Genomic DNA, 24,710 nt, shown 5'->3' on the forward strand with positions numbered 1-24,710 from the left:
CAGTCAGGAGGCACGCAGTTCTATGTTCTGTTCTGGATCCACTTCGGATCGATGCTTGCATTGTGGTCTCTCACCGTCGAGCCAATGTTGACAGTCGTCAACGCCGCAGGACATTTCCACCGCAAACCCGTTCCGTATTTCTCTACCACCGATGCCCTGGCATCGGCATTCGCTACCTCACAATCAGAACTTGCCGAGAAGCCGCGACAGGTTCTTCAGCAGGCCGGACTTGGCCGCTGGCTCCGAAGCACCGATCTGCGCCAGCCGCTGCGTCAGGTCCTTCGCCCACGCCGTCTTCTTCCAGTCGTCTCCCGTCGTGACCGTCGTCGGGTTCGGCGTCGTGGGCTCGGTCTGGGCCAGCGGTACGCTCCAGTTCACCTGCGGCGCGCCTCCCGCCGTTCGTCTCCGCTCCCGGCACCGGCAGCACCAGGTTCGTCGTCTCCACACTCGCCGTCGTGCTCCTCAGCATCACCGGCGCCGGCGGCTGCACCGCCACCACGGTGATCTGCGCATCGGTCCCGTCCACCCCCGCCTGGCTCGCCGGACTCTGGCTGAGCTTCCCATCGTTCAGGGTGAGCACCTGCAGGTCGATCGCCGCTCCCCCTTCCGCCGCTCCCGCCTTCACCTGGAAGTCGATCTCCAGCAGTTCGGTCAGCCCGGCCCCCAGCGCATTCAACCGCGCCAGGTCCAGCACGATCTCCCCCGCCACATGCTTCACCAGCCGGTACGGGAAGTCGGTGGCCAGCCTCACGCCCTTGTACTCCAGCCGGCTCGTGTCGTAGACGATCTTCGCCGTCAGGCTTTCGATTCCCTGGGCGTTGTCGAGGGTGAGCGGGATACTCACCAGGTCCCCGGCACTGGCGCTGCCGCTTCCGCCCAGTCCGACGTTCCTCGCCGGTCCGCCGAACGCGAGCGGACTGCTCCCGGCCGGCAGGGCCGGAATCTCCGGCCGCGCCTGCCCCTGCACGAACTGCATGAACCGGTTCACGTCCAGGCTGGTCAGCTGGCCGTTGCCGTTCAGATCGCCGATCAGCACCGGGTCGACGTTCGGGTACGCGGCATAGCCCGTGTCCAGCCCGGACACCACGCGCTGCAGCCGCTGCACGTCCAGCATGCTGTAGCCGCGGTTGCCGCTCACATCCATGAAGTAGGCGGACACCTGGACGGCCTCGTCGCCGGTGACGGTCTCGACGGAGCCCAGCGCACCGCGCTTAAGGGTGATGTCGCCCCACTTCACGTGGCCCGGCCTGCGGTAGGTGGCCCCGGCATCGACGTCGACGCTCAGACTGAGCGGACTCTGGCTGCCGGCGCCGAGCGGGCTGGTGAAGACGGCATCGACGTGCACCCCGCCGGCGATGGCGGTGGTGTTCAGGGTGCCGGCAAAGCCGCTGGCGAACTGCACGCTGCCCAGGTCCAGATCGGTGCCCTCCAGCAGCAGGTCGAAGTGCAGTTCGGTCGCGCCGGCAGCATTGGTGAGGGTGAGCGGCAACACGGCACTCTGGCCGGGACCGCGTACGAGGTCGGGCAGGCTCAGGACGGGTGCGGTGCCGGCCGTCACGGTGAAGCTGCGCGTGGCACTGTCTCCGCCCGCTCCGTCCGCATTGCCGTCCAGCGCCCGGCCCAGCAGGTCGGCCAGTCCGCCCGCCCCCGCCCGCACGCCCACGGTGTAGGTGTCGGCCGCCAGCACACCGCCGGTCTTGACGAAGCTGAGGCCCTGGCCGTCGCCGTGCAGCACCAGGCTTCCCTTGACCGCCCCGCCCACCGCACCGGTGAGGGTGAGGTCCGCCGCACCGTAGCCGCCGTCCAGTCCGTCGTACAGGTTGAGCAGGCTCGCGTCCACCGGACGGTTGAAGCGCAGACTGAAGCCGGACGCCTCGGGGCTGAATTCGGTGATGACCAGCAGCCCGGCCTCCACCTCCAGGCTGACGACGACCGGGTCGCTCTGGACCGTGCCATCGCTGGCGCGATAGCTGAAGCTGTCCGTTCCCACATAGCCGTTGGCGGCGGTGTAGCGGAAACTGCCGTCGCCATTCAATTCCAGGCTGCCGTGCAGCGGACCGCTCACCAGCACCGCGGACAGCCCGTCACCTTCGACGTCGCTGTCGTTGCCGAGCACGCCTTGCGCGGCAGGGACGTCCAGCGGCACGCCCGCCGTGGCGCTGAAGGGACCGTCCGCCAGCGCGGTGGGGGCATCGTTGACCGCCGACACGTTGATCGTGACGGTGACGGCCGCACTGGTATCCGGGCCGTCGGCCACGAAGCCGGACGGTTCCAGAGGACAGCCGCAATCCAGTTCGTCGTCGCCCGTATCGGTCACGGTGAAGGTGAAGCTGTCGGATCCATTGAAGTTCGCGTCCGGCGTGTAGGTGAAAGTGCCGTCGGCGTTGAAGAGCAGCGTGCCGTTGGCGGGACCGCTGCCCAGCGCGAAGACGAGCGCGTTCGCGGGCGTCTCCAGATCATTGCCGGTGACCTGCCCCGACACGGCCATGTCTTCCTCCGTGCCGAACGTGGCCGTGTTGCCGGTGGGCGCATCGTTGATCGGGCGCACCTTCAGCGTGATCGTGCCCACGGCGCTCGCCTGCCCGTCGCTCACCCGGAACGTGAAGCTGTCGTTGCCGCGCGTGTTGGCCGTGGGCGTGAAGCGCACGACGTGTGTGACCGGGTCGATGGCGGACAGCGTGCCGCGATCGGGGCCTGCCTCTAGCGTGTAGGTGAGCACGTCGCCGTCGACGTCGGAAGCACCCAGCGTGATGTCGATGAATCCGTCCTCGTCCACGAACACGGTCTGCGACTGCGGCACCGGCGCCGTGTTGTCCGCCTTGACCAGCACCTGCTGCGTATTGCTGGCGTAGGTCCCGTCCTCGTCCGTCGCCGTCGCGGTGATGGCATAGGAAACACCGCCCGCGAAGTAGGTGTGCTGGACCGACGGAGTCCCACCGGCCACCGTCTCGACGACGCCGTCACCCCAGTTGATCTCCCAGGAGACGAGGCTGTCGTCGCCCGGATCGCTGCTGGCGAGCGCGAGCTGATACGGCGTGCCCTCGTCCACCTCGGCCGCGCCCGCAATCGTGAGCGTGGCCGCGACGTTCTGCACCGTGATCCCGAAGGTCACGTCGGACCACTGCGCAGGAGAGCCGGCATCGGTCACGCGGGCCGTGACCTGCACGGTGTCCACGCCGTCCGCGGGCGTCCACGACACGATGCCCGTATTGGCGTCGATGGTCATGCCGGCCGGCGCACTCGTCAGGCTCCACTGCAGCGCCTGGCCTTCCGGATCGGTGGCGCTCAGATCCACCAGCAGCACGCTGCCTTCGAGCACGACCTGGTCGTCCACGGCGCCGATCACCGGCGCGTCGTTGACTGCGTTCACGGTAAGCGAGACGGTGGCGGGCGCGGAAGTCAGCGCGTTCGTGTTGGAGCCGTCGGGATCGCCGCGGTCACGCACGGTGTAAGTGAAGCTGTCCGCGCCCGTGTAGTCCGCATCCGGCGCGTAAGTCCAGCCGCCGGCCGGGCCCTGCACCAGCGTGCCGTGCAATGGCCCGGTGCCAAGTTGGAAGACGAGATCCTCGCGGGCCGTCTCGGTGTCGTTGCCACCCAGCACGATGAGCCGCGGCGTGTCCTCGTCCAGGCTCACGCTCTGGTCGGCGGCCGACGGGGCGTCGTTGACCGGCTGCACGTTGATCGTGATCGTCGCCACCCCGATGCCCGCATTGCCGTCGTCGGCCTGGAACTGGAAGCTGTCGCTCCCGGTGTATCCGGCGTTCGGCGTGTAGAGGACCGTGCGTGCCGCAGGATCGAAGTCCGACAGCGTGCCGTGCTGAGTGTCGCCGAGCAGGCTGTAGACGAGCGCATCGCCGTTGCCGTCGGACGCCGACAGCGTGATGACGATCGCCGTGTCCTCGTTGGTGGACACCGTCTGCGCGTTGGCGACCGGCGCGATGTTGGCGGTGCGGTCGATGGTGAAGTGGCGCACGTAGTCGCCCCCTCCCGGAGCCGCCCCGTTGCCGTCGAGCGCGTTGCCGGACAGATCGAAGATGCCTTCCGGTTCGCTCGTGCCCACGTTGTCCCCGCGCAGCGTGAGACGGTAGTCGCCATCGGCAAGGATGCCTGGCGTGCCGTTCGCGCCGGTGAGGAACTCCAGCGTGAGATCGGTCTCCGGGTAGGAGTACGACGGCCGCAGCGCGACGATCACGTCGTCCGGGGTGTCGAAGTTGCCGTCGAGGCCCTTGCTGCGCAGATCGAAGTTGGCCGGGCTGCGCGCGCTGATGGTGTTGAGCGCTTCGCTCGTGCTCACCTGCAGGCCGGAGAACGCCGCGGCGGTGGAGCCGCCTTCCGCCGGAATCTGCGACACGGCCGTGACGACCGGCGCCTGCGTGTCGTCCGAATTGCCCAGGAATTCGTAGGCGCCGATGTCGAAGTACGACAGCCCGTCCTGGGGCGTGAACAGCACCGAGGCGGCATTGTTCAGGTTGGACGAGCCGCTGTACTGCGACAGGACGAAGGTGTAGCCGTTGCCCGCGCTCAGGCCCACGGTGGGCGTGAGCGACTGGTTGCCGTCGCCGTAGTCGAAGCGGATGTTGCCGTTGGCGAACAGCGTGGCCGAGAAATTGACGTCTCCGCCGCCCGTGTCCTGCCTCGTGGCCGCCCAGCGGAACGTGATCTGCCCGGCCACCGTGGCGTCGACGAACACGTTGCCCACGGTCGAGCCCGATGCCGCCGATTGGGTCGTGTCCGTGCGCAGGTTGTCCCACAGCGGCGCGATCCGCCTGTTGCGCAGGAACGTGGTCTGGTCGTTGTTGTCGCCCGTGCCGGGGGAGTCCGCACCGCCGAAATGCAGGTAACCGTTCGTTGACACCGAGACGCTGTTGTACGACGTGCCGTAGTAGTCGAAGGCGAACGGCAGGTTGACCGTCGCGGTGCTGTTGGAGCTGCGCAGCGGGATCGCCGTGCCGGCCGTGTCGGAAGGGATGATGCCGCCGGGAACGGTTTCGTCGTAGCGCGCCCAGCCGATGCCCGTGTTGGCCGTGGCCGGATCGTCGTGCCGCTGGCGCCCTTCGATATCCAGCAGTGCGGCATCGTGAAGATAGGTGGGGATGGGCCGGGCGGCCTCGTACGCGTTGGCCGCGTCGATGGCCGCGGAGTTGGCATCCAGACCGAAGTTGTCGTCGTAGCCGTCGCCGGTGGTGACATCCTGATCGCCCAGCACGTTGTCCGCGCCGTTGATGTCGAGGAACTCCGGATCGCCGGCCACCGCGTGCAGGTCGGGGGTTCCGGCCACGGCCTGCCACTGGGCCAGGGAGGTCTGCTCCGTCGCGCCCCAGCGCGCGGTCTTGGCGGCCGCGGTGCGCAAGTCGAACAGGTTGTAGTCGCTGCTGAATCCGCTCTGGCCGCTCGTCTCCACGTTGAGGGCGTAACCGTTGCCTATGGACAGCAGGTTGTTGCGCACCCGGATGTTCGAGGTGCCCGTCACGCGGATCGCGTCGCCCGTGTCCTGCCACACCGTGTTGTTGTAGACGGTCCTGTCTCCGGCCACGTGGCTGTAGGTGACGTAGATCCCCACGTTGGTGTTGGCGTAGACGAGGTTGTTGAAGATCTCGCTGTAGCCACCATCGCTGATGCCGGTGGAGTTCGAGTACACCTGATTGCGGGAGATGTTCGACGAGTAGTAGGTGCTGATGCCCGTCCCGTTGTCGAACGAACGGTTGCCGATGATCCAGCCCTGGTACCCCGTCTGGATGCCGATGGTGTTGTTCCAGGCGTCGTTGTCCTCCACGAGCGAGTTCGCGTTGTAGCTGTAGATGCCGACCGACTGGTTGTAGGCGCGATTGCGCTGCACGGTGACGGCACTGGAAACGTTGATCCCGGTGCTGCCGTTGTCGTGCGCATCGTTGTCCGTGACGTGGATCCGGTTCGCCTCGGAGCCGCTCGAGGCGCTGATCCCTGCGCTGGCATTCGCGTACACCTCGTTGCCGTCGATGATCGTCCGTTCCGACCCCGAAGCATTGATCCCGTTGGAGTTGTTGTTGTGCAGTTTGCTGTCCTGGATGGTCCAGTCGGAATCACCACTGTTGATGTCGATTCCGTTGCCGGTGTTGCCATAGACGTCCATGTGGCGCAGCGTCACACGGTCGTTGCCGGTCACGTCCGTCGTGTCGATGCCGGTCTGGCCGCCCGTGACATTGAGCCACTCGAGCGTGACGTCGGAAGCGCCCTGGAAGGAGAACACCACCTGTCCGCTGTTCGTGTTGGTGCGGTCCAGCACGGCATCGTGGGTGGGCAGCACCGGACCGCGGATCGTCACGCCGGAGTCCTCGGCCTGCAGGACGATGTTGGTGGCGAGGTTGTAGACACCCGTATCGACGTAGATCGTGTCGCCGGCGTCGAGGTTGTAGGCGCGCAGGAGCGCCTGCAACGAGGCCATGGGGGTGGCGGCGGTCTTGCCGTCGTTGGCGTTGTTGCCCACCGCCGTGGCGTACTCGTCGCCCACCAGGGAATTGTCGTTGACGTAATAGGCGGTGCCGGCGTTGGCAATCTGGAACGGCGCGTCCGACAAGTCCGTGACCGTCGCCTCGCCCGCGTGACCCGTGGCGCGCAGCAGCGCATTCGCTGCCACCGGTCCGGCGCTCCAGACGAAGCTGCCGCGGCCGTAGCGGTCCAGGCTCACACCGCCGGCCACCGGAAGCCACGAGTTGCCGCCGTCCGTCGATACTTCGATGTCCACGGTGGGATTGGCCACACCCTCCGCATTGTCCCGCCGGATCTCGATGGCCGAGAGCTTCGCGCCATAGTTGGCGGTGAGGCTCTCGAGATCCAGCGCGATACCCTTCGCCGTTCACCGCCGTAACGGCGTAGTCCAGCACGATCGCCTTGTTGGTCGCACCGGCCAGGGCGCGCCGGTCGACCGACGCTGCGACAACGGCGCCCTGCAGGCTCAGTTCGAAGCGCTCGGATCCGACCGCTTCGCTGCCGGACGCCAGGTGCAGATAGATGCGATAGGTGCCGTCCGCGACCGGCAGACGATAGCTGAGCATGCCGCCGACCCCGTAGTTCGACATGGCGAAGGAAGGGTAGAGGTCCGCGGGACCGGCATTCGCGACGCCGGCCGTGGAGATGGCACCCGAGGCGCTGGTGCTGCCCACCGTCCGGTACTGGTCCGCGGCCCATCCCGACGGGCTCACGCTCGTGCTGCCCGCGTCGAGGAGCAGCACGGTGTCGCTCGACGCCAATCCCGCCGCGCGGAATTCGATGGTGACCTGCTGCCCTGCCTCGACCTTCTCCAGACCGTTGAGGTTCAGCACCTGAACCAGCTGTGCAGCGCTCTGCGTCGCCTTCGCCGTGTTCCCGAAGGCACCGGCATCCGCACGTCCGCCATTGAATCCGGGTTCCGACGGCCAGAGCGACAGGGGATCCGCGCGGTCGATGCCGGGGCTGCCCGCCGCCAGACGGAAGTCGTCGTCCATGCCGCCATCGACACCGGATGCGGCACTGTAACCACGGATTCCATCCGCACCGTCCATGTCCACGAACAACGGATTTCCGACGAAGCTCTCGAAATCGTTGCCCGTCTCGTAGGCCCAGTCGGCGAGCGTGAGAAAGTCGCGCCCTTCCCATCGGGCGAGCTTGCCGGTCCCCACCAAATGGAAAAGGTTGTAGTTCGACGCGAAGCCCACCTGGCTGTTGTCGTCCACGCGCAGGGCATAGCTGCCCCCGGCGACGATGATGTTGTCGCGCACCCGCGCGGTCGTGGCGCTGCCCGTGACCAGGACGGCATCCCCGGTGAGCTGGTAGATGGTATTGCCGAGCAGACCTTCGAGGCTGCTCTGGGTGCCGCTCAGCCGCACGCCGTAGACGAGGTTGTCGTAGATGAGGTTGCCGCGGGACAGCACGCTGCTGTCGTGCTGCAGACCGAACGTGTTGCCGTAGATCTGGTTGTCCGTCGCCACGCCGCTGCGGATGTACAGGCCCAGTCCCGTCGTGGTTCCGTTGCCCGTGTTGGCGAAGATGCGGTTACCGTCCACGGTCGTGTTGTTGGACGCACTGATGCCCGTGGTGTTCTGGTAGACCGTGTTGTCCTGGATCAGCCCGGACTGGTCACCCGCGATGCCATAGGAGCTGTTGTGGTGCGCCACGTTGCCCTGCACCAGGACCCTGTAGCTGATGCTGATGCCGGTGGAGCCGTTGCGCACCTCGTTGCCGATGACGCGGATGCCTTCCTCGTAGGTGGCCGCGCTGCCTGCGGACGCCGCGATGTTGGTCGGGTTGTTGCGCACGAGATTGTTCTGGACGAGGTGGCCGTTGCCCCCCACGTAGATCCCGATGCTCGAGTTGCCGTACGCCTCGCTGTCACGGATCGTGAGCGAATTGTTGTTGCTGCCGATCTGCAGGCCGTAGGCGTTCCCGCGCAAGACCACGTGCTCAAGCGTGATGCGGTCCGAGTCGACGCTGCCGGTGCCGTCCAGACCGTAGTTGCCGCCGGTCAGCACCACGTGCCGCAGGGTGACGTCATCGGCGCCGCCCAGTTCCACTGCCGCGTGGCTCGTGTTGCCGCGGTCGAGGACGGCCTCGTGCCCGGCCAACTGCGGACCCTGGATGACCACGCCGGAGTCCTGCGCTTCGAGGACAACGTTGGTCGCGAGGCTGTAGACCCCCGTGTCCAGATAGATCGTGTCGCCGGCGTCGAGATCGTAGGCGCGCAGCAGGGCGGCCAGGGAAGCCATGGGCGTGGCGGCCGTCTTGCCGTCGTTGGCGTTGTTGCCCACGGCGGTCGCGTACTCGTCACCCGACATGGAGGCGTCGTTGACGTAGTACGCAGTGCCTGAGTTGGCGACCTGGAACGAGCGGTCCGAGACATCGGACACGGTCACTGCGCCGGCGTGGGCCGTGGCCCGCACCAGCGTCTGTCCGGTGGCCGGTCCCGCGCTCCAGTCGTAGCTGGCCCGTCCGTACGCGTCCAGGGCGACGCCTGAGGTGATGTTGACCCAGTTCGCGCCGCCGTCCTGGGAGACATCCAGGTCCACGGTCGCGTCGCCGACGCCGAGAGGATTGATCCGCCGCAGCTCGATGCCGCTCACGACCGCACCGTAGTTGTTGACCGACGCATTGATCATGTCGATGGAGAGCCCTTCGCCGCCTTCGACCGTCACGTCGTAGCTCAGCACCACCGCCTTGTTGGTGGCACCGGCCAGCGCGCGCCGGTCGGCGTTGTCAGCCACCTGATCGCCCTGCAGGAACAGGTCGAAGAGTTGCGTACCCACCGCCTCGGTTCCGGCGAAGGTGTGCAGCAGCAACTGATACTCGCCGTCGGCCGCCGGAATGAGATACGACAGATGAGTGCCGATGCCGTAGCCGGCGTAGTCGTACGAACGGTAGAGTTGCGCCGGGGCGGCGTTGGCGACACCCTCCACCGAGAAGACTGTCTGCACGTTCGTGGCTGCGCCCGCCGTGCGGTAGGCGCTTCCCGCCCAGCCGTCGACCGTGGACGAATTGTCTCCGGCATTGCTGCGCAGCACGGTGTCGTAGGGGGTGAGACCGGCGCTACGCACCTGCAGCGTGACGGTCTGGCCGACCTCCACTTTTTCCAGACCGTTCGGATTGAGGACCTGCACGACCTGTTCCGGGCTCTGCGTGGCCTCGGCGGTATTGCCGTAGGCGCCCAGATCGATCCGCCCGCCGTTGGCGTAAGACTCGGCCACCGAGATCGAGGAGGGATTGCCCCGGTCCACCGCGATGCTCGCCGGCGCCAGGTGGAAGTTGTCGTCGGCGCCGTGATCGCCGTCGATGCGCTGGATGCGCACCGCGTCCGCGGTGATCCGGTTGGAAGTGCTTCCGCCGATGTCGGACACCTCCACGATCAGCCGGCCGTTACGGATCTCGACGGTGTCGAGACGCTCCCAGGTCGTGCCGTCGGCAGTGAAGTCGTTGGGTGTGGAACCGTGCGAAAGATTGTTGGCGAGGGCGACCACGTTCGACACGGCAATCTCGCCATCGTAGAGGCGGTAATCGGCGCTCCCGCCGGTGATGCCTGCGCCGGCGGGCCAGCGTGCCGCCACCTGATAGATCCCGTCCTCGAGCCCCTCGAACGTCCACCGCGCCACGTTGGCACCCGTGCCGCCCGCCGGAATCTGCAGGATGTCGTTGCCCGTGGCCGTGTTGTAGATCGTCTTTTCCTGCTGAGTCGCAGGATTGCCGGGCTCATCGGCGGCCTGTCCGGTCAGCAACGACCACGGACCGACGGTCGAGAAGCCCGCACCACCGTCGTCGATGACGATCGCGGCACCGGCGGATGCACTGCTGAACCCGCGGATTCCATCCGCACCGGAGGGATCCACGAACTGGGGATCGGCGACCAGGCTTTCGCCGTCGCGCCCGATCTCGTAGTACCAGTCTTCCAGGGTGAGGAAGGGCCGATCCTCCCAGTAGCCGATCTTGCCCGTCCCGGTCAGGCGGAACAGGTTGTAGTCGCTGGTGAAGCCGGCCTGGGCATTGGACGGCACGTTGATCGCGTAGCCGGTGCCCACCTCGAGGATGTTGTTGGTGATGAGCACGTTGTTGCCGCTCGAGGCCACACGGATCGCATCGCCCAGGGGCTGCACGACCGTGTTGCCGATGATGCCGTCGGCGCTGCCGCGATAGCCGCTGGTCTCGATGCCCACACTGCGGTTGTCGTAGACGAGATTGTTGGCCACGCGGGACTCGCTCTCGTCGATGCCGATGTTGTTGCCGTAGACGATGTTGTATTCCGCCACGGCACCGCCGCCGCCACCCAGGCCGATGCCCGTGCCGGTGTTGTCGTACACGCGGTTCTCGCGGCCGACCGCGCCGACGGAGAGGTTCAGTCCGTTCGGACTCCGGGTGATCTCGTTGCCCAGCGCGAGAGCACGGTCGCTGTACATCTGGATGCCCCAGTTGCCGCCGTTGCCGTACACCGTGTTGCCGGAGACGAGCACCCAGTAGGACCCGTCGATGCCCGTGCTGTTGTTGTCGTGGACCACGTTGTCGAGAATCTCGATCCGGGCTTCCTGGCCGCTATTGCTGCCCACGATGCCCGCGCTATTGCCCCACACGTGATTGCCGGTGGCCCGGCCGCCCGCGCCGGCAAGATTGAGGCCCCAGGAGCCGTTCTGGTAGATCTCGTTGTCGTTGAAGTGGGCGTTCGAGTTGCCGCCCGCGACGAAGCCGCCGTAGCTCGCATTGCCGTAGATCTCCGAAGCTTCCACGGTCAGGTCCTGCGATCCCACATTGGCTGCGGCGTAGACGCCGTAGTAGCCTCCGGTGATCGCCAGATTGCGAAGCGTGACGTCGTCCGCACCGTTCACCTGGAAGGCGTAGCTGGTCGACGACGTGTTCCGGCGGTCGATGACCGCACGCGCTCCCGGTAGCGTCGGACCCTGGATCACGACGCCGGAGTCCTGGACATCCACGACGATGTTGACCGTCAGGACGTAGTTCCCCGTATCCACCAGGATGATGTCGCCCGCGTCGAGGTCGTAGGTCTCCAGCACCGAGCGGATCGTCGCCTTGGGCGCCGCCGCCGTCAGGCCGCTGTTGGCATCGTCGCCGATCGCCGTCGTGTACTGGTCACCCGCCGTGGAGCCGTCGTTCACGTAGAAGACGCTGATGGGCGGCGTGATGGAGAACGTGGAATCCGAGCGGTCCTGGATGGCGCCGACGTCGATCGAGCGGACGCGCACATAGTAGTTGGCGCCGACGGCGTACAGCGCGGGATTGACCGACCAGCTGTAGGTTCCGTCATTGTTCTCGTTGTCGGCGATCAGCGTCCAGGTGATTCCGCCGAGGTCGCTCAGGGTACCCAGCTCGATGGCGACGTTTCCGCCGAATCCCGCGGAACGCCAGCGGATGTCGAACTGCGACTCCTGCGGAATCGCCTCGCCCCCGTTCGGGCTCGTCACCAGCATGTACTGGGCGGGGCTCTTCGAGGCCTGGGCGGTGTTGCCGTAGGCGCCCAGGTTCACGTAGCCGCCGTTGTTGGCGGGCTCGTTCACGAACGGATCGCCGGGCGCACCCCGGTCCAGCGCCGGTGAAGTCACACCGTCGAGCGTCGCCGCCACGGATGGGAGGAACACAGGCAGTCCAGTGACCGTGCTGCGTACCGGCGCGAGCGACATGCCCTTGAAGCTGCCGAACTGAGACAGCACGTGGAAGTCGTCGTCGCGGCCGTCGTTGCCCACGCTGACGAATCCGGTGATGCCGTCGGACCCGTCCGGGTCCACGAACAGCGGATCGCCGAACAGGCTGTTCTTGTCGCCGAAGGTGGCGTTGCGCCAGGCGGTCAACGTGGTCCGGTCCGCCCCCTGCCACAACCCGACGTCCGCACCACCGGTCGTGTAGAAGAGGTTGTAGTCCGACGCGAAACCCGATTGCGAATCCGCCGTCACGGAGACGCCGTACCCGGCGGCGGCCTGGAGGATGTTGTCGCGCAGCGTGATGTTGGACGAGTTCTGCTGGATGCGGATGGCGTCGCCCGACGCGGCGACGACCGTGTTGCCGATGAGCTGGACGTTCGACACGCCGGCCAGGAGGATGCCGTAGTCCTCCTCGTCGTACACGACGTTGTTGCGGACGACTCCCGAGCCGCTCACCCGCATGTTCGTGGGGTTCGAGTACACCACGTTGGCCTCGAAGCGGCTCGCGTAGCCCGAGATCCCGTATCCGGTGTTGCCGTACACGCGGTTCTCGGTCACGTCCGGTGCACTGCTGGTGGAGATGCCGACGTAGTTGCCCCAGACGACGTTGCGGGACGCAGCGGCGCCGGCGAAGATGGAAATGCCTTCGCTGGTGGTGTTGGTCTGGCCGTACACGGTGTTGCCGGCGACCCGGGTGTTGTAGGCGGCCTGGATTCCGATCTGGCGGTTGCCGTAGACGAGGTTGCCGCGTCCGAGCGCGAGATCGGCATTGCCGAGGACGGCTTCCTCTCCGCTTCCGCCGTTGTAGAGCAGCATGCCGATGTTGTTGCCGTACGCCGTGTTGGCCTCCACGCGCGCGCCGGCGCCCGGGTTCTGCACGTTGATGCCCGTGCCGCCGTTGTTGTACGCGACCGAATCGCTCACCACGCCTGCGGACCCGTTGACGTAGATCCCGTCCGTCGTGTTGCCGTAAACCAGTCCGTGCGTGAACCCGGCGATCGGGCCGTCGATGAAGATGCCTCGGCCGGTGTTGTTGTAGGCCGTGAGGTGATGGAAGGTGGCGAAGGGCGAATTGGTGTCGATGCGCATGCCGTCGGCCGCATGACCGAACGCCGTGAGGTACGACGCCGACAGGCCGTCGCTGCCGTTCCTCACCTCGATGCCTCGCAGGGCATCGCGCAGCGTGAGGTTCGACACGGTCATGTTGTCCGCGTCGTCGAGGAGCAGCATCGCCTGCGTGCGGTTTCCGGGGATGGCCGGGAACAGCGACGCGATCCTGGAGACGTCCGACGGGCCGCGCAGCGTGAAGCCCTCATCCAGCCCGAGCCCGAGGTCGGTGGTGCCGGAGATGGTCACCGGATCGATCATCGAGTAGCCGCCGGTGTCGATGTTCAGGACCGACGCGGCCCCCAGGTCGTACACGCGCAGCAGGTTGGTCGCGTAGGGCTTCGGGGCGGTCGCGAGCTTGCCGGAATGGCGGTTGTCGCCGACGCCACCCGGCGTGAATTCGTCGTCGACGTTCGACGCATCGTCCACCCAGTACGTCGTGCCGCTCTCGACGACGGTCGAGACTTCCTGGCTGCGGTCGATCGCGATGGGCACGTTGACCAGGGACACCTGGATCCGCAATCCGTACGTGCCGAAGTCCAGTCCGCTCGACGACGGAATCCAGATGTGCTCGCCGTCGTCCGGGGTGGCCGCCGCGATGGTGGCGCGCAATTCCGGTCCGTTGGCGGTGTCCTGGTAGAGGTCGATGCGCACCGGCGACTCGCCGGTGTTGCCGAAACTCTCCCACCGGATCGTGATGGGCTTGTCCTTTTCCAGATCCTTGTAGAGATCCGGATAGCGCAGGGAGATGCGCGGCGTGCCGGTACGGGCGGTGTCGGCGGTCGTGTTGCCGTAGGCGCCCATGTCCAGGCCCAGGGCCTCGCTGCGCACGTAGGCGAAAGACCCGTCCATGTACACATCGTTCGTGGTGCCGGTCTTGCGATCGGCCGCGAGGCGGATGACCGCCTTGCGCGCAGTCGCGGGAATGGCGAGCGTGCCGCCCACCAGTTCCCACCGGTCCGTGGTGTTGGAGGCCTGGACGGTGACGGGAGAGCCGATGTCGGCGTTGCCCGCGTCGAGGAAGCGCACGCGGATGGAAGCCACATCCGGCGCGCTTTCCGCGGCGACGCGCATGCGGGCGCCGAAGATCAGCTCGAGATCCTGGCTGTCCAGCATGGCGGCCGTGATCCCCGCCTGGGCGAGATCCACCACCTGCTCGATGTAGCCTTCCTCGTCCGCGCCGGGCGTGTAGTAGGCGGCTCCGGTGTGCGGCGCCGGGTTGGCGGCACGGGTCGTTCCGGTGGTGTTGACCTGCGTCCAGCCGGTCAGTCCGCTCTCGAATCCGCCGTTGGCGAGCAGGTTGGTGAAGTCCGCGGACACGCCGATATCGGTAAGCGCGTCGCTGTCGTCGACGCCGGGGCTGGTGAAGCGCAGCTGCGCCACGACCGGCATCAAGCGGTAGTCGTCCTGCCCCCGGTTGAAGAAGCGCGGTTCGGCCCACTGCGGATTGACGTCGGTGCGGCCGATGGAGTGCAGGTCGAAGCGCGCGATGTCCGCCTGCCAGTCCAGCACGTCGTTGAAGTCGCGCGTCCAGTAGCCGATCTTGCCGGCACCGGTCGTGTAGAGGTTGTTGTAGTCGCTGAAGAACCCCGATTGCGAGTCGTTGGCCACGTACAGGTCGTAGCCGTCCTCGGTCCACAGCACGTTGCCGCGCACATCGACGTTGGAGGCACCGGCAGCGAGCCGGATGAGGTCTCCCGATGCCGTGTACATCGTGTTGTTCACTATCCGCACGTCGGCCACGCCCTGGACCAGCACGGCTGTGCCGGTGTTCCGGTACAGGAGGTTGTGCGCGACGGTAAGGCCGGCGGTGGCCGCGATGCCTGTCGTGTTGCCGGCGATGCGGTTGAACTGGACGGTACCGGAGAAGGCGCCGATGCCGGTGCCATTGTCCTCGATGAGGTTGGCCGTGCCCAGACTGCCGTCGCCGATCGTGCCGGAACCTTTCACACCCACGCTGTTGCCGAAGACGTGCTGACCGCGCATGCGGGCGTTCGTGAGCATCACGCCGGTCGAGTTGTCGTGTATTTCATTGGGAACGGCCGCACCGACCCAGCCCAGAGCGGTGGCACCGGCGACGCTGGCGGCAATGCCGGTGGTGTTGCCGGAGATGCGGTTGCCGATCAGCTCCGCCCCGGCGGCATAGCGCACGCCGGTCGTGTTGCCCGTGATGTCGTTGTCACGGATGGCGCCCGTGAATGCGGCGTCGATGTCGAGGCCGGTCGTTCCGCCGGAGATCGTGTTGTGGGCGATGGTGCCGGACGCCGCGCCGGCAATTCTGAACACCGCGCCCGCCGTGAAGAGGTTGTGCACGAGCGTGATGTTGCTGCCGGCGTTGACCACCAGGTCTGTGGTGCGCACGACGCTGTCGTTCAGGGTAACCACGCCGTTCAGTTGCACACCTGCGGCGAAGTCGAGACGCTGCAGCTTCGCCGAGACCCCCGCGGCCACGGTGACCGCGCTGGTGAACTTCGTGTCCTGGGTCGGCGCCCCCAGGATCGTCACGCCGCCGTCGCTGGCACTCACCGTGAAGCCAGCCTGCTCTCCGGGCGCGGCCACGATGACATCGGCGGCACCGAAGTTTCCGCTGTCGAGGATGCTCTGGATCGTCTCGCCCGCGTTGGCGTAGCGCACCGTGGCGTTCGCCAGCAGGTTGCTGCGCAGGTAGATCTGCGGAGCCCCCGTGCTCGCATCGTTCCAGGCGATGGTGGGGCGGCCCTGGGAATCCACGGTGGCGGTCAGCGCCTGGACGAAACCGCCGGTGGCGCTCACCCCGCGATTGGACGCGTCGCCGGGCACCCGCTCGAAGAAGCCTGCCGCGCTCCACTCCTTCACGTAGAACGCCACGGTGTTGTCGGGACGCTGCTGGACGCTGTCGTCGCCCCATACGAGGAACAGCTTGCCGCCACCGGCCGCGAGTTGCGGCGAGAACGTGCGGCCGGTCGTGGCCGACACCCCTGCGCCCGAGCCGGAGTTGGGCCCGATCTCGTTCCAGGTGCCGCCATCGAGCCGGCGGACGTAGATCTCCTCGCGCCCCGAACTCTGGTCCTGCCAGGCCGCGAAGATGGAGCCGTCGAAATAGGCAAGCGTGGGCGCCGTGCTGGCACCCCCATTGTTGCTGGCGTTGGATGCGCTGCCCCAGGTGCCGGAGGCGAACACGTGCTCCCGGACGTTCACTTCCGCGGCGTTGCCCGTGCCCTGCACCCAGCCCACGGCCAGCTTCGCGCCGTCGGTCGCCACGGCGATCTGCGACACGCCACCCGCCACTGCGGTGACCGCGACGCTGCCACCGAGCGAGACCCAGTTCGTGCCGTTGAAGCGCTTCGCATGCACCTGCGCCGCGCCGCCGGAGCGGTCGAGCCACACGATGACCGGACCGCTCGCGGTGACGATCAGCCGGGCTTCGTCGGCCGCGCCGCTGTTGCTGATGCCATCGGAGTCCAGCGATTCGCCGAGCGCCACCCAGCTGGCGCCGTTCCACTTGGCCACCTTGATGTTGGACGTGCCGTTGGCCGCGATCTCGGTCCAGGCGACCACGGGGGCGCCCCCCTCCACCGCAAGGCTCGCGCGCCGCGACTGCGCGAGACTCCTGCTCACGCCGGTGAACGAGGCGCTTCCGTCCAGTTCGCTCCAGACGCCGCCGGCGTTGCGCGCCACGTAGATCTCGTCGTTGCCGTTGCGGCTGTCGGTCCAGGCGACGTAGCGCGAGGTGTCCGTCACGGCCACGCTGGGTTCGAGTGCCACGCCCGACCCGCCGCTCACGCCCGTGCCGCTGCCGGATCCGGAGAATTCGCCCCACCATCCGGAATAGTCCGGACCGGCAGGGAGAGAGGCGATTGCGCGGGGATCGACGATGCTCGCGAGAGCAGGAGGCGACACCGTAGCCACCGGGACGGAGAAATCTCCGGGGGTGCCGATTTCGCCGCTGCCGTAGTTCACGATCTGGGTCGTGCCACCGCCCGCGAAGATCTGGTCGTCGTCGCCCTCGCCGAAGAGGATGTCGTTGCCGCCGTTGCCGTAGAGCCGGTCGCGTCCCGAGCCCGCCTCGTTGCCGTCGGTGCCGAAATCGCCGTAGAGCCAGTCCACGGCATCGTCGTCGCCCAGGCCGCTCTCGCTGTGGCCGTAGAGGCGGTCATGCTGCGCTCCGCCCAGCAACACGTCGATGCCCGTATTGCCTTCGATCAGGTCGTCACCCGCGCCACCGTCGGCGATGTCGTCGCCGCTGCCGCCGCGCATCGTGTCATTGCCGCCGTTGCCGTACAGGATGTCGCGGCCGGCATCGCCGGCCATGATGTCCGCACCGTCGTCGGAACCTCGCAGGATGTCGTCTCCGTCGCCCCCGCCGAGGTCATCGCCGACCCCGCCGCCGCCCAGGAGTTCGTCGTTGCCCGCCTCGCCGCGCAGGATGTCGACGCCGACACCGCCGTCGACGAGGTCATCGTCGTCGCCGCCGGACGCACGATCGTTTCCGAAACTGCCACGGATGACATCGCGACCGGCGTTGCCCAGGAGGTAGTCGCCCGCCACGCCGCCATCCAGCGTGTCGTCGTCCGTGCCGCCGTCGATCCAGTCGGCACCGCCCAGACCCCACACCGTGTCGTTGCCCGCACCGCCGAAGATGCGGTCGCCGAACCACGCGTTGTCGAAGAAGTCCGGATCCTCGCCGCCGTCGTCCGTGCCGACGATGCGGTCGTCGCCTTCGTCGCCGAACAACTGCTTGCCGACGCCTGTTCCTCCCAGCAAGAGGTCGTCGCCCACACCGCCGTGGAGGATGTCGAGACCGCTTCCCGCATCGATCAGGTCCTCGCCCTCGTTGCCGAACAGCGAGTCGTCGCCCGTCTCGCCGTAGATCGCGTCGTCGCCGAGGCCACCGAACAGCTGATCCTGTCCCTCCGAACCATAGAGCCGGTCGCGCCCCACGCCGCCCCAGGCGAGATCGTTGCCGAATCCGCCCACGAGGATGTCGTCGCCGAGGTCGCCGGAAAGCTGATCGTCGCCGTCCTCGCCGAAGACCTGGTCATCGCCTTCCTGGCCACGCACGGTGTCGTTGCCGGTGCCCGCGAGAATCGTGTCGTCGTCGGCGCCGCCCAGGATGAGATCGTTGCCCTGGTCGCCATAGATGAGATCGTTGCCCTGATCGCCGCGGATCTCGTCGTCGTCCAGGCCGCCGTAGATCAGGTCGTTCGCACCGCCGCCGGAGATGAAGTCGGGGCCGGTCTCGCCGTAGATCTGGTCCTGGTCCGCGCCGCCGAACAGATTGTCGTTGGCACTGCCGCCGTAGAGGCGGTCCATCCCCGCTTCACCGTAGAGGTCGTCGTTGCCGCCCTGGCCGTACAGGACATCGTTGCCGGAGGCTCCGGCATCGCCCGGACGTTCGTAGTCCGTGCCGACCGCGAAGTCGCCCCACAGGAGGTCGCGCGCGTTGTCGTCACCGGCGCCGGTCAGGCTGAAGCCGTAGAGGATGTCGGCGTCGGCGCCGCCGATGAGAGCGTCGGTGCCCGCGCCGCCCTCGAGCGTGTCGGTGCCGGACTGGCCGTAGAGCTGATCGTCGCCGGCACCGCCGCGCAGACCGTCGTTGCCTTCAGCGCCGTACAGCAGATCGTCGCCGCCACCGCCATCGAGCTGATCGTCGCCCGCCTGGCCGCCCAGCTGGTCGTCGCCGCCATTGCCGTACATCCAGTCGTTCCCGGTCCCGCCGTACATGAAGTCGGCGGCGTTGTCGTCACCGGTGCCGGACTCGGAGTGGCCGTAGAGGTGGTCGTTGCCGGACCCGCCGAAGATCTTGTCGGAGCCTTCACCACCTTCGATACGGGCAGGCCCGCTGCCCGCGGCGATGAGGATGTCGTCGCCGCCGGCGATCGACGAACCGGTGAAATCGCCCCACAGCTCCACCGGGATGTCGACGTTCTCCTTGATCTCGATCATGTCGAGACCCGCGCCGCCGTAGCCGATGATCTTGCTGACGTCCGGCCCCAGTTCGCCGTTCTCCAGATCGGAGAACCGCCCGTAGAGCTGGTTGTAGCCAAAAGCCGAGACCATCACGGTGCCGTTGCCGACCTGCTTGACGACGAAGGACTCGTTGCCGTCGTCGAGATCGCCATTGATGCGCGCGGCGGAACGCGGGCCCATGTTGAGGTACAGCTCGCCCGTGTTCTCGTCCAGCGTCGCCAGCACCGGCGGCGGTTCGTCGCAGCTCACCTCGAATTCGATGATCGTGACGCGTGCGATCTCGAAGTCGAAGGACAGACAGAAGGGACAGAAGCCGACCTCGGCGAACACCGACAGGAACGCCCCCATCTCGCCCCGGTAGTCGAAGGCGCACAGGAAGCCGCTGCTGATGACCTCGAACAGCTCCTTCCCGCGCAGCTTGCCGTCGTCGTTGGGGTCGTTGATGTTCATGTACACGTCGGCGAACAGCCCCCCCTTCGCGCCGATCTCGGCGATCCACACGTCGGCCTTGGCCCCCGCGTAGATCTGCGAGGTGATGACCATCTCGTCGATGTCGTTGCCGTTCGCGTCGTGGTCCGCGATGAAGAAGCCGTTCAGCAGATCCGCCGCGAAACCGGACTCGGGTCGAAGATGCCCTGCGTGTCGTAGCCGAAGGTGAACTGGCCTTCCAGCCCCGCCCCGCCACCGAAGATCACGTAGATGGGCACCCCCATCACCACGGCCACGGGTCCGAACTCCAGCTCGAAGTCGAAGCCGAACTCGAACTTCGGTGTGGTGTACGTGAAGAGGTCCACGTTCTGCCCGAGAATCAGCTTGAACGCCGACAGCGGATCCTCCAGCAGCGGAATCTTGAAGCCCTCCTCCGCGCCCTTGATCTTCTCCTTCTGCGACTTGAGCCCCGGAGCGATGGACGCGAACTGGTCGGACAGGCTCGAACCCGGACCCGTCGTGCGTCCGCCGAAGATGCTCGAGCTGGAGAGCTGGCTCTTCGACGACTCGTTGCGCAGATCCACGCCGTTCAGGTTGAAGCTGCCGAAGCTGATGAACGTGCCGTCCGCGGCCGTCGACTGGATCATGTCGACGAAATCGAGGATGTCGCCCACGGCCTCGACGAAGTCCGCCGTGGATTCCGGAATGAAGCCGAAGTCCGCAGCCAGGTCGAGCAGCGTGTAGTCCTCGCCTGCCACGTCCGAAATGACCGGCAACGGTTCCGTCACGGCGTCGATGATCGGCTTCAACGGGTCGAAAATGCCCGAGATGTTGTCGACGATGGGGCCGAGGAAGCTGTCGAGGAACTCGCCGAAGTTCAGGCGGACGTTGTCGAACGAGACGTTCTGGAGGCTGCCGGACAACCCGTTGGCCGGCGTGAAATTCCAGGTGAGGTTGAAATCCGCCTGCAGCGACGGGAACTGGTCGCTCAGGAAATCCGGGTCGTTGGGATCGGTGACGTCGAAGTCGCCGGGCACGCCCAGCGTGAGGTCCAGATTGATGAGCGCATTGGCCGTGAGCTTGGCGTCGATCACCTGCGCAAAACTCAATCCGCCGCTGCCCAGTTCGTTGAACGTGAGCCGGTTGTTGCCGCCGACGGGGTCCTTGATGTCGATGGAGAACGACCCGTTGAAGAAGCTGGGGTCCTGGCCATCGTCGTCGTTGGTCTCGTCCTGGATCTTCAGCCGCAGGAATCCGAGCGTGCCACCCAGCGCGAAATCCTTGAGGCGGGCATCGAAGAAGACCGACACTTCCTCCGTGTCGTTGGTCTTCAGGTAGACCCCGTCGGTCCGGCTCACGCCGATCGCGAGGTCGTACGTGAAGCCCATGGAGAACACGGCAGCGGAGTTGTTGGCGACCGCCAGACCGAGGCCCGGCAGGCCCAGATCGAACCCGATATCGATGGGCGCCTCGGCCAGCACGCCCAGCTTCATCTCGAACAGCACATCGTCGACGAGGCCGTCGTTGTTGCCGTCGACCGTGGTGAAGCCCACGTCGTCGATCGTGACCTGCGATCCTGCGTCCGCCCCGTCGAGCAGGATGCCGATTCCCCCCGGGCCGAAGGCGTCGAACAGGATCTGCTTCACCTGGGTTGCGGACTGCGTCCCGCCGGCCAGAGCGTCGTTGAGCTTCTGGACGACATTGGTGCGCAGGTTCTCGATGAACTTGACGCCGTCCTTGAGGCCGTCGCCCACGAACGGGAGATTGACGCCGAACACCTGCCCTTCCAATGCATCCTGGATGGTCGCAAGGATGAGATCGATGCCGTCGACGAAGCTGTTCATGTTGCTGAACAGGTCGATGCTGCCGATCTCCGCGGCGAGATTGGGCGCCGTCAGCGTCGTGGTCCCCGCGATGTTGGCGAGGTTGCCGATGGTGAGCTGGATGTTGTTGTTGCCCGCCCCGCCCACCGGATTGGTGACGGTGGGGAAATACACGGGAAGTGTCGCGCCGGCGCGTCCGGCAAGCACGGCGTTCAGCGCGCCCGTGTTCCACTGGTTGCTGTAGTAGCGGTCGCCCGCCACGGGCTTGAACGACAGCGTGAAACTCGCCGGTACACCGGAGCCGTTGTCGAGATAGACCGAGCCATTGCGGATGAAGATGCCCAGGGGTCCGAGGGCCGCGTCGAAGTCGAGGTTGGTGCCGCTCACCTTGGCGGTGAGCGCAAGATTGGAGTCGTCGCGAATGTACGCGCGCGGCGTCGTGGGCGTCGCCAGATCGAAGCCGAAGACGAAGTTGAGCGCGGCCGCCGCTTCGACGGACAGCGCACCGCTGCCGCCGACGTCGATGAGATCGCCGATCCCGTTGAGATTGTTCCCGTCGGTGTTCGTGAATCCGGCGAGCTGGCCCAGGTCCAGGTCGAGCGCGATGTCGTCGGAGAACGCCTTGGAAAGGTTCAGCGTGAATTCGATCGACTGGTTCGCGAACACGACCGACAGCGCCGACGGCGCAATGCCGAAGGCCTGCTCGATCGCCTGTTCCAGCGCCTGGATCGTTGCGGCCCCGCCGTTCTGCAGCGCGGTCTTGGCATCGGAGAACTTCGAGACGAAGCTCACCAGATCGGTGACGCTGCGGTCGATGAGCGGCAGATCCTGGTTGAGGAAGGAAAAGCCTTCCATCTGGCCCAGATAGGTCACGAGCTGACCGAAGGCCGTGACGATGTCGTCGAATCCCAGCTCGCGGTAGTTGAGCAGCGGCTGCAGGTCCGGGAACGTGACCTGCAGCGTGTTGGGCTGGAACACGTTGCTCATGCTGATCTGCACCCGCGGCGCGCCGGGCAGACCGATGACGTTGCCCGTGACGGAGATGGGCAGCGACGCGTTGAGCGTTCCGGTGGACGCGATGGATGTCCACTGCGGAATATTGTTGAGGCCCTCGAAAAGATCCGAGAACCGCATGATCGCGGCAGGCTGTCCTGGTTTGCGGAACTGGACATCGATGGCAGCGGAAGCGGACGCCGTGCCGTTCTGGATGCCCACGCCGAAGAAACCCATGTTCGCGCTGGCATCCACGTCTGCCGCCGAGACCGTCACGTTGCCCGTGGCACGCACGTCGCGCAGGAACGCCTTCTTGGGCAGGCTGTCGACGGCCGTGTTGGTCGCCTTGAGGTGCAGTTCCGTGACCGCGGTGTTGGTGGCGATGTCCGGCACCAGGATGTTGAGGAAGGCGCCGACGAAGCCGCCCGCGTGGGTGAGCTTGAGACGATTGGCATCGAGCGATGCCGTGAGTCCGGTCAGCCCTGCCGCGGTGAACGCGGCGTTGATGTCGGTGATGAGGTGCGCGCGCGTCGTGTTGGTCGTGTCGCGCGGGATCACCACATCCACGTACTCAGCGTTGTCCAGGGACACTTTCAGCGTGGCGGGCTGCGAGAGCTGACCGTTGGCAGGCAGCACGTCGTCGGCGATCAGGACAGCCGAGAAGGGCGACAGATCGAACCCCAGGACGAACTGCACCGTTCCGCTCGAGTCGATCGACAACACGCTGGAGGTGGTGATGCCGCCCAGCGGCGCGAGGTTCAGGTTGAACTTGATCGGGTCGGAGGATGCCGCGTACGCGCTCTGCAGCCGCAGGAAGAACGTGAGCTGGTTGGTGGACGTGTTGTAGCTGGCGTTGATCGCGCCCGCGGGCATGCCCAGCACGTCGGACAGCTTCTGCGCGAACGTCTGGGCCGTGGTGAACGTGGCGACCCCCTCGGGATCGATGAGCTGATCGATGAGCCCGGTGGTGAATCCTTCCGCGAAACGCAGCACTTCGGTGAACGTGCGCCCCTCGGCGAGCGGAATGACGCCGTCGAAGGCATCCGACGTGCGAAGCCCGTTGAGCCAGGCGGCCACCTGATTGAGCGTCTGCAGCACCGCCGTGGGCTGCGCGCGGCCGAAGTTCAGGATGTCCTCGGCCAGCGTGCCCGTGACACCGACGGTGGGCGTCTGCTCGAACACGTTGGTCCCGGTGATCGAGACCGCCGCGTTGCCGGCGTTGAAGCTGCCCAGCGCCTGGACGGCCACGGGGAGATTGCCGTTGATCGTGCCGTTGACGACCTGCGCATCGACCATCGTCTCGATGGTGGTGCCCAGCAGTTCGGACAGCGTGATGTTGCCGTTCGCGTCCCCGTCGGGATTGAGCAGGGTGAGATCCAGCAGCGCGTTGAGCGCGAGCGTACCGCCCTGGACCTGAGCATCGAGAAAACCCACGGCCAGCCCGAAATCGAGGGCCGCGTTGACCGACGCGCCGGCCTTGAAGTCGTCGACGCGGATGAAGAAGCGCTCCTCGGGCGCCAGCCCGTCGCGCAGGTCGATGCCGAACGAGAAGTCCAGATCCAGATCGAAGTTCACATCCAGCTTGCCGTTGGCGTCGGCCGTCAGCGCGATCCCGGTGCTGGTGGCCTCGAGGGCGAAGGGCAGGTCCTGCAGCGTGCGGGTCTCGTCGAGCACGAGGTCGAAGCGGATCTCGTCGCCGTACTGATCGCCTGTCACGGTTCCCGGTCCGAGGACCGCGTTCAACGCGGAGACGATCCCGTCCGTGGTCTGCGTGCCGCCCTGCGCCAGATAGCCCTGTACCGGGATGACGATCCGGTCGTGAATGATCTGGGCGATGTTCAGGGAAGATCCAATGGTCTGATTGACCACCGGAAGGGATTTCGCGAGCTGCTCGACGTTGGCGAGGCCCTCGGCCCACGTGCCGAGCTGCTGCACGCCGTTGGAGATCAGATTCTCGGTATTGGGCGCAAGGTCCGCGGACAGCAACACCCGGGATTCGAGCGCCTCGAACAGGGCCCGGCGCCGGAAGGGCAGCCTGGGGGGGCGGGAAACAACGGACGCGGGTTGACGACGGAATAGTCGATTGAGAATCCGCTGAGCAAGCATGGTGGTCTCCCGGGAACCACGTCCGCCACGGGGCCGGGCGAATCGAGGCGATCCCTCACTGCCTTCGGTCTTGTTCATGCCGGCCAGTCGACTGAAGCCGCAGGGCCGGCATGTCTCGCGCCGGACTTGCCGGCATCCGAACGGCGCATGGACGGCGCGC

At 66.6% G+C, this 24,710-nt stretch carries 2 protein-coding genes and 10 pseudogenes; all 12 read right to left on the bottom strand.

Annotation, left to right across the window (positions count from 1 at the left end; genetic code table 11):
- Nucleotides 1-172 precede the first annotated feature (172 nt).
- The 12 genes and pseudogenes from IPK20_22565 to IPK20_22620 all read right to left on the bottom strand — a co-directional run bounded on the left by IPK20_22565 (nt 173) and on the right by IPK20_22620 (nt 24,550).
- Nucleotides 173-6,736 (bottom strand): tandem-95 repeat protein, encoded by a 6,564-nt coding sequence (locus IPK20_22565; protein MBK8019187.1) that lies wholly within the window; start codon nt 6,734-6,736, stop codon nt 173-175.
- A gap of 916 nt (nt 6,737-7,652) precedes the next feature.
- A pseudogene (locus IPK20_22570) lies at nt 7,653-9,107 on the bottom strand (right-handed parallel beta-helix repeat-containing protein).
- A gap of 1,416 nt (nt 9,108-10,523) precedes the next feature.
- A pseudogene (locus IPK20_22575) lies at nt 10,524-12,125 on the bottom strand (right-handed parallel beta-helix repeat-containing protein).
- A gap of 186 nt (nt 12,126-12,311) precedes the next feature.
- Nucleotides 12,312-15,254: pseudogene (locus IPK20_22580) on the bottom strand (right-handed parallel beta-helix repeat-containing protein).
- 1,944 nt (nt 15,255-17,198) lie between these two features.
- A pseudogene (locus tag IPK20_22585) lies at nt 17,199-17,486 on the bottom strand (hypothetical protein).
- A pseudogene (locus IPK20_22590) lies at nt 17,460-17,540 on the bottom strand (hypothetical protein). Before IPK20_22590 ends, IPK20_22585 begins: the two co-directional pseudogenes overlap by 27 nt.
- Nucleotides 17,541-17,681: 141 nt before the next feature.
- Nucleotides 17,682-17,870 (bottom strand): annotated as a pseudogene (locus IPK20_22595) (calcium-binding protein).
- Nucleotides 17,871-17,975: 105 nt separating this feature from the next.
- Nucleotides 17,976-18,170: pseudogene (locus IPK20_22600) on the bottom strand (hypothetical protein).
- Between the two features lie 12 nt (nt 18,171-18,182).
- Nucleotides 18,183-18,398: pseudogene (locus tag IPK20_22605) on the bottom strand (calcium-binding protein).
- Nucleotides 18,399-18,953, bottom strand: a pseudogene (locus IPK20_22610) (hypothetical protein).
- 39 nt (nt 18,954-18,992) lie between these two features.
- Nucleotides 18,993-19,742 (bottom strand): annotated as a pseudogene (locus IPK20_22615) (hypothetical protein).
- Between the two features lie 50 nt (nt 19,743-19,792).
- Nucleotides 19,793-24,550 carry an LEPR-XLL domain-containing protein gene (locus IPK20_22620; protein ID MBK8019188.1) on the bottom strand — a complete coding sequence of 1,586 codons (4,758 nt, stop codon included), beginning with the start codon at nt 24,548-24,550 and terminating at the stop codon, nt 19,793-19,795.
- Between the last annotated feature and the right edge of the window lie 160 nt (nt 24,551-24,710).

Source organism: Betaproteobacteria bacterium, from assembly GCA_016713305.1.
Lineage (GTDB): Bacteria > Pseudomonadota > Gammaproteobacteria > Burkholderiales.

Coding starts and splice junctions, on each gene's coding strand:
- IPK20_22620 (MBK8019188.1), bottom strand. CDS start 24,550: ATGCTTGCTCAGCGGATTCTCAATCGACTATTCCGTCGTCAACCCGCG.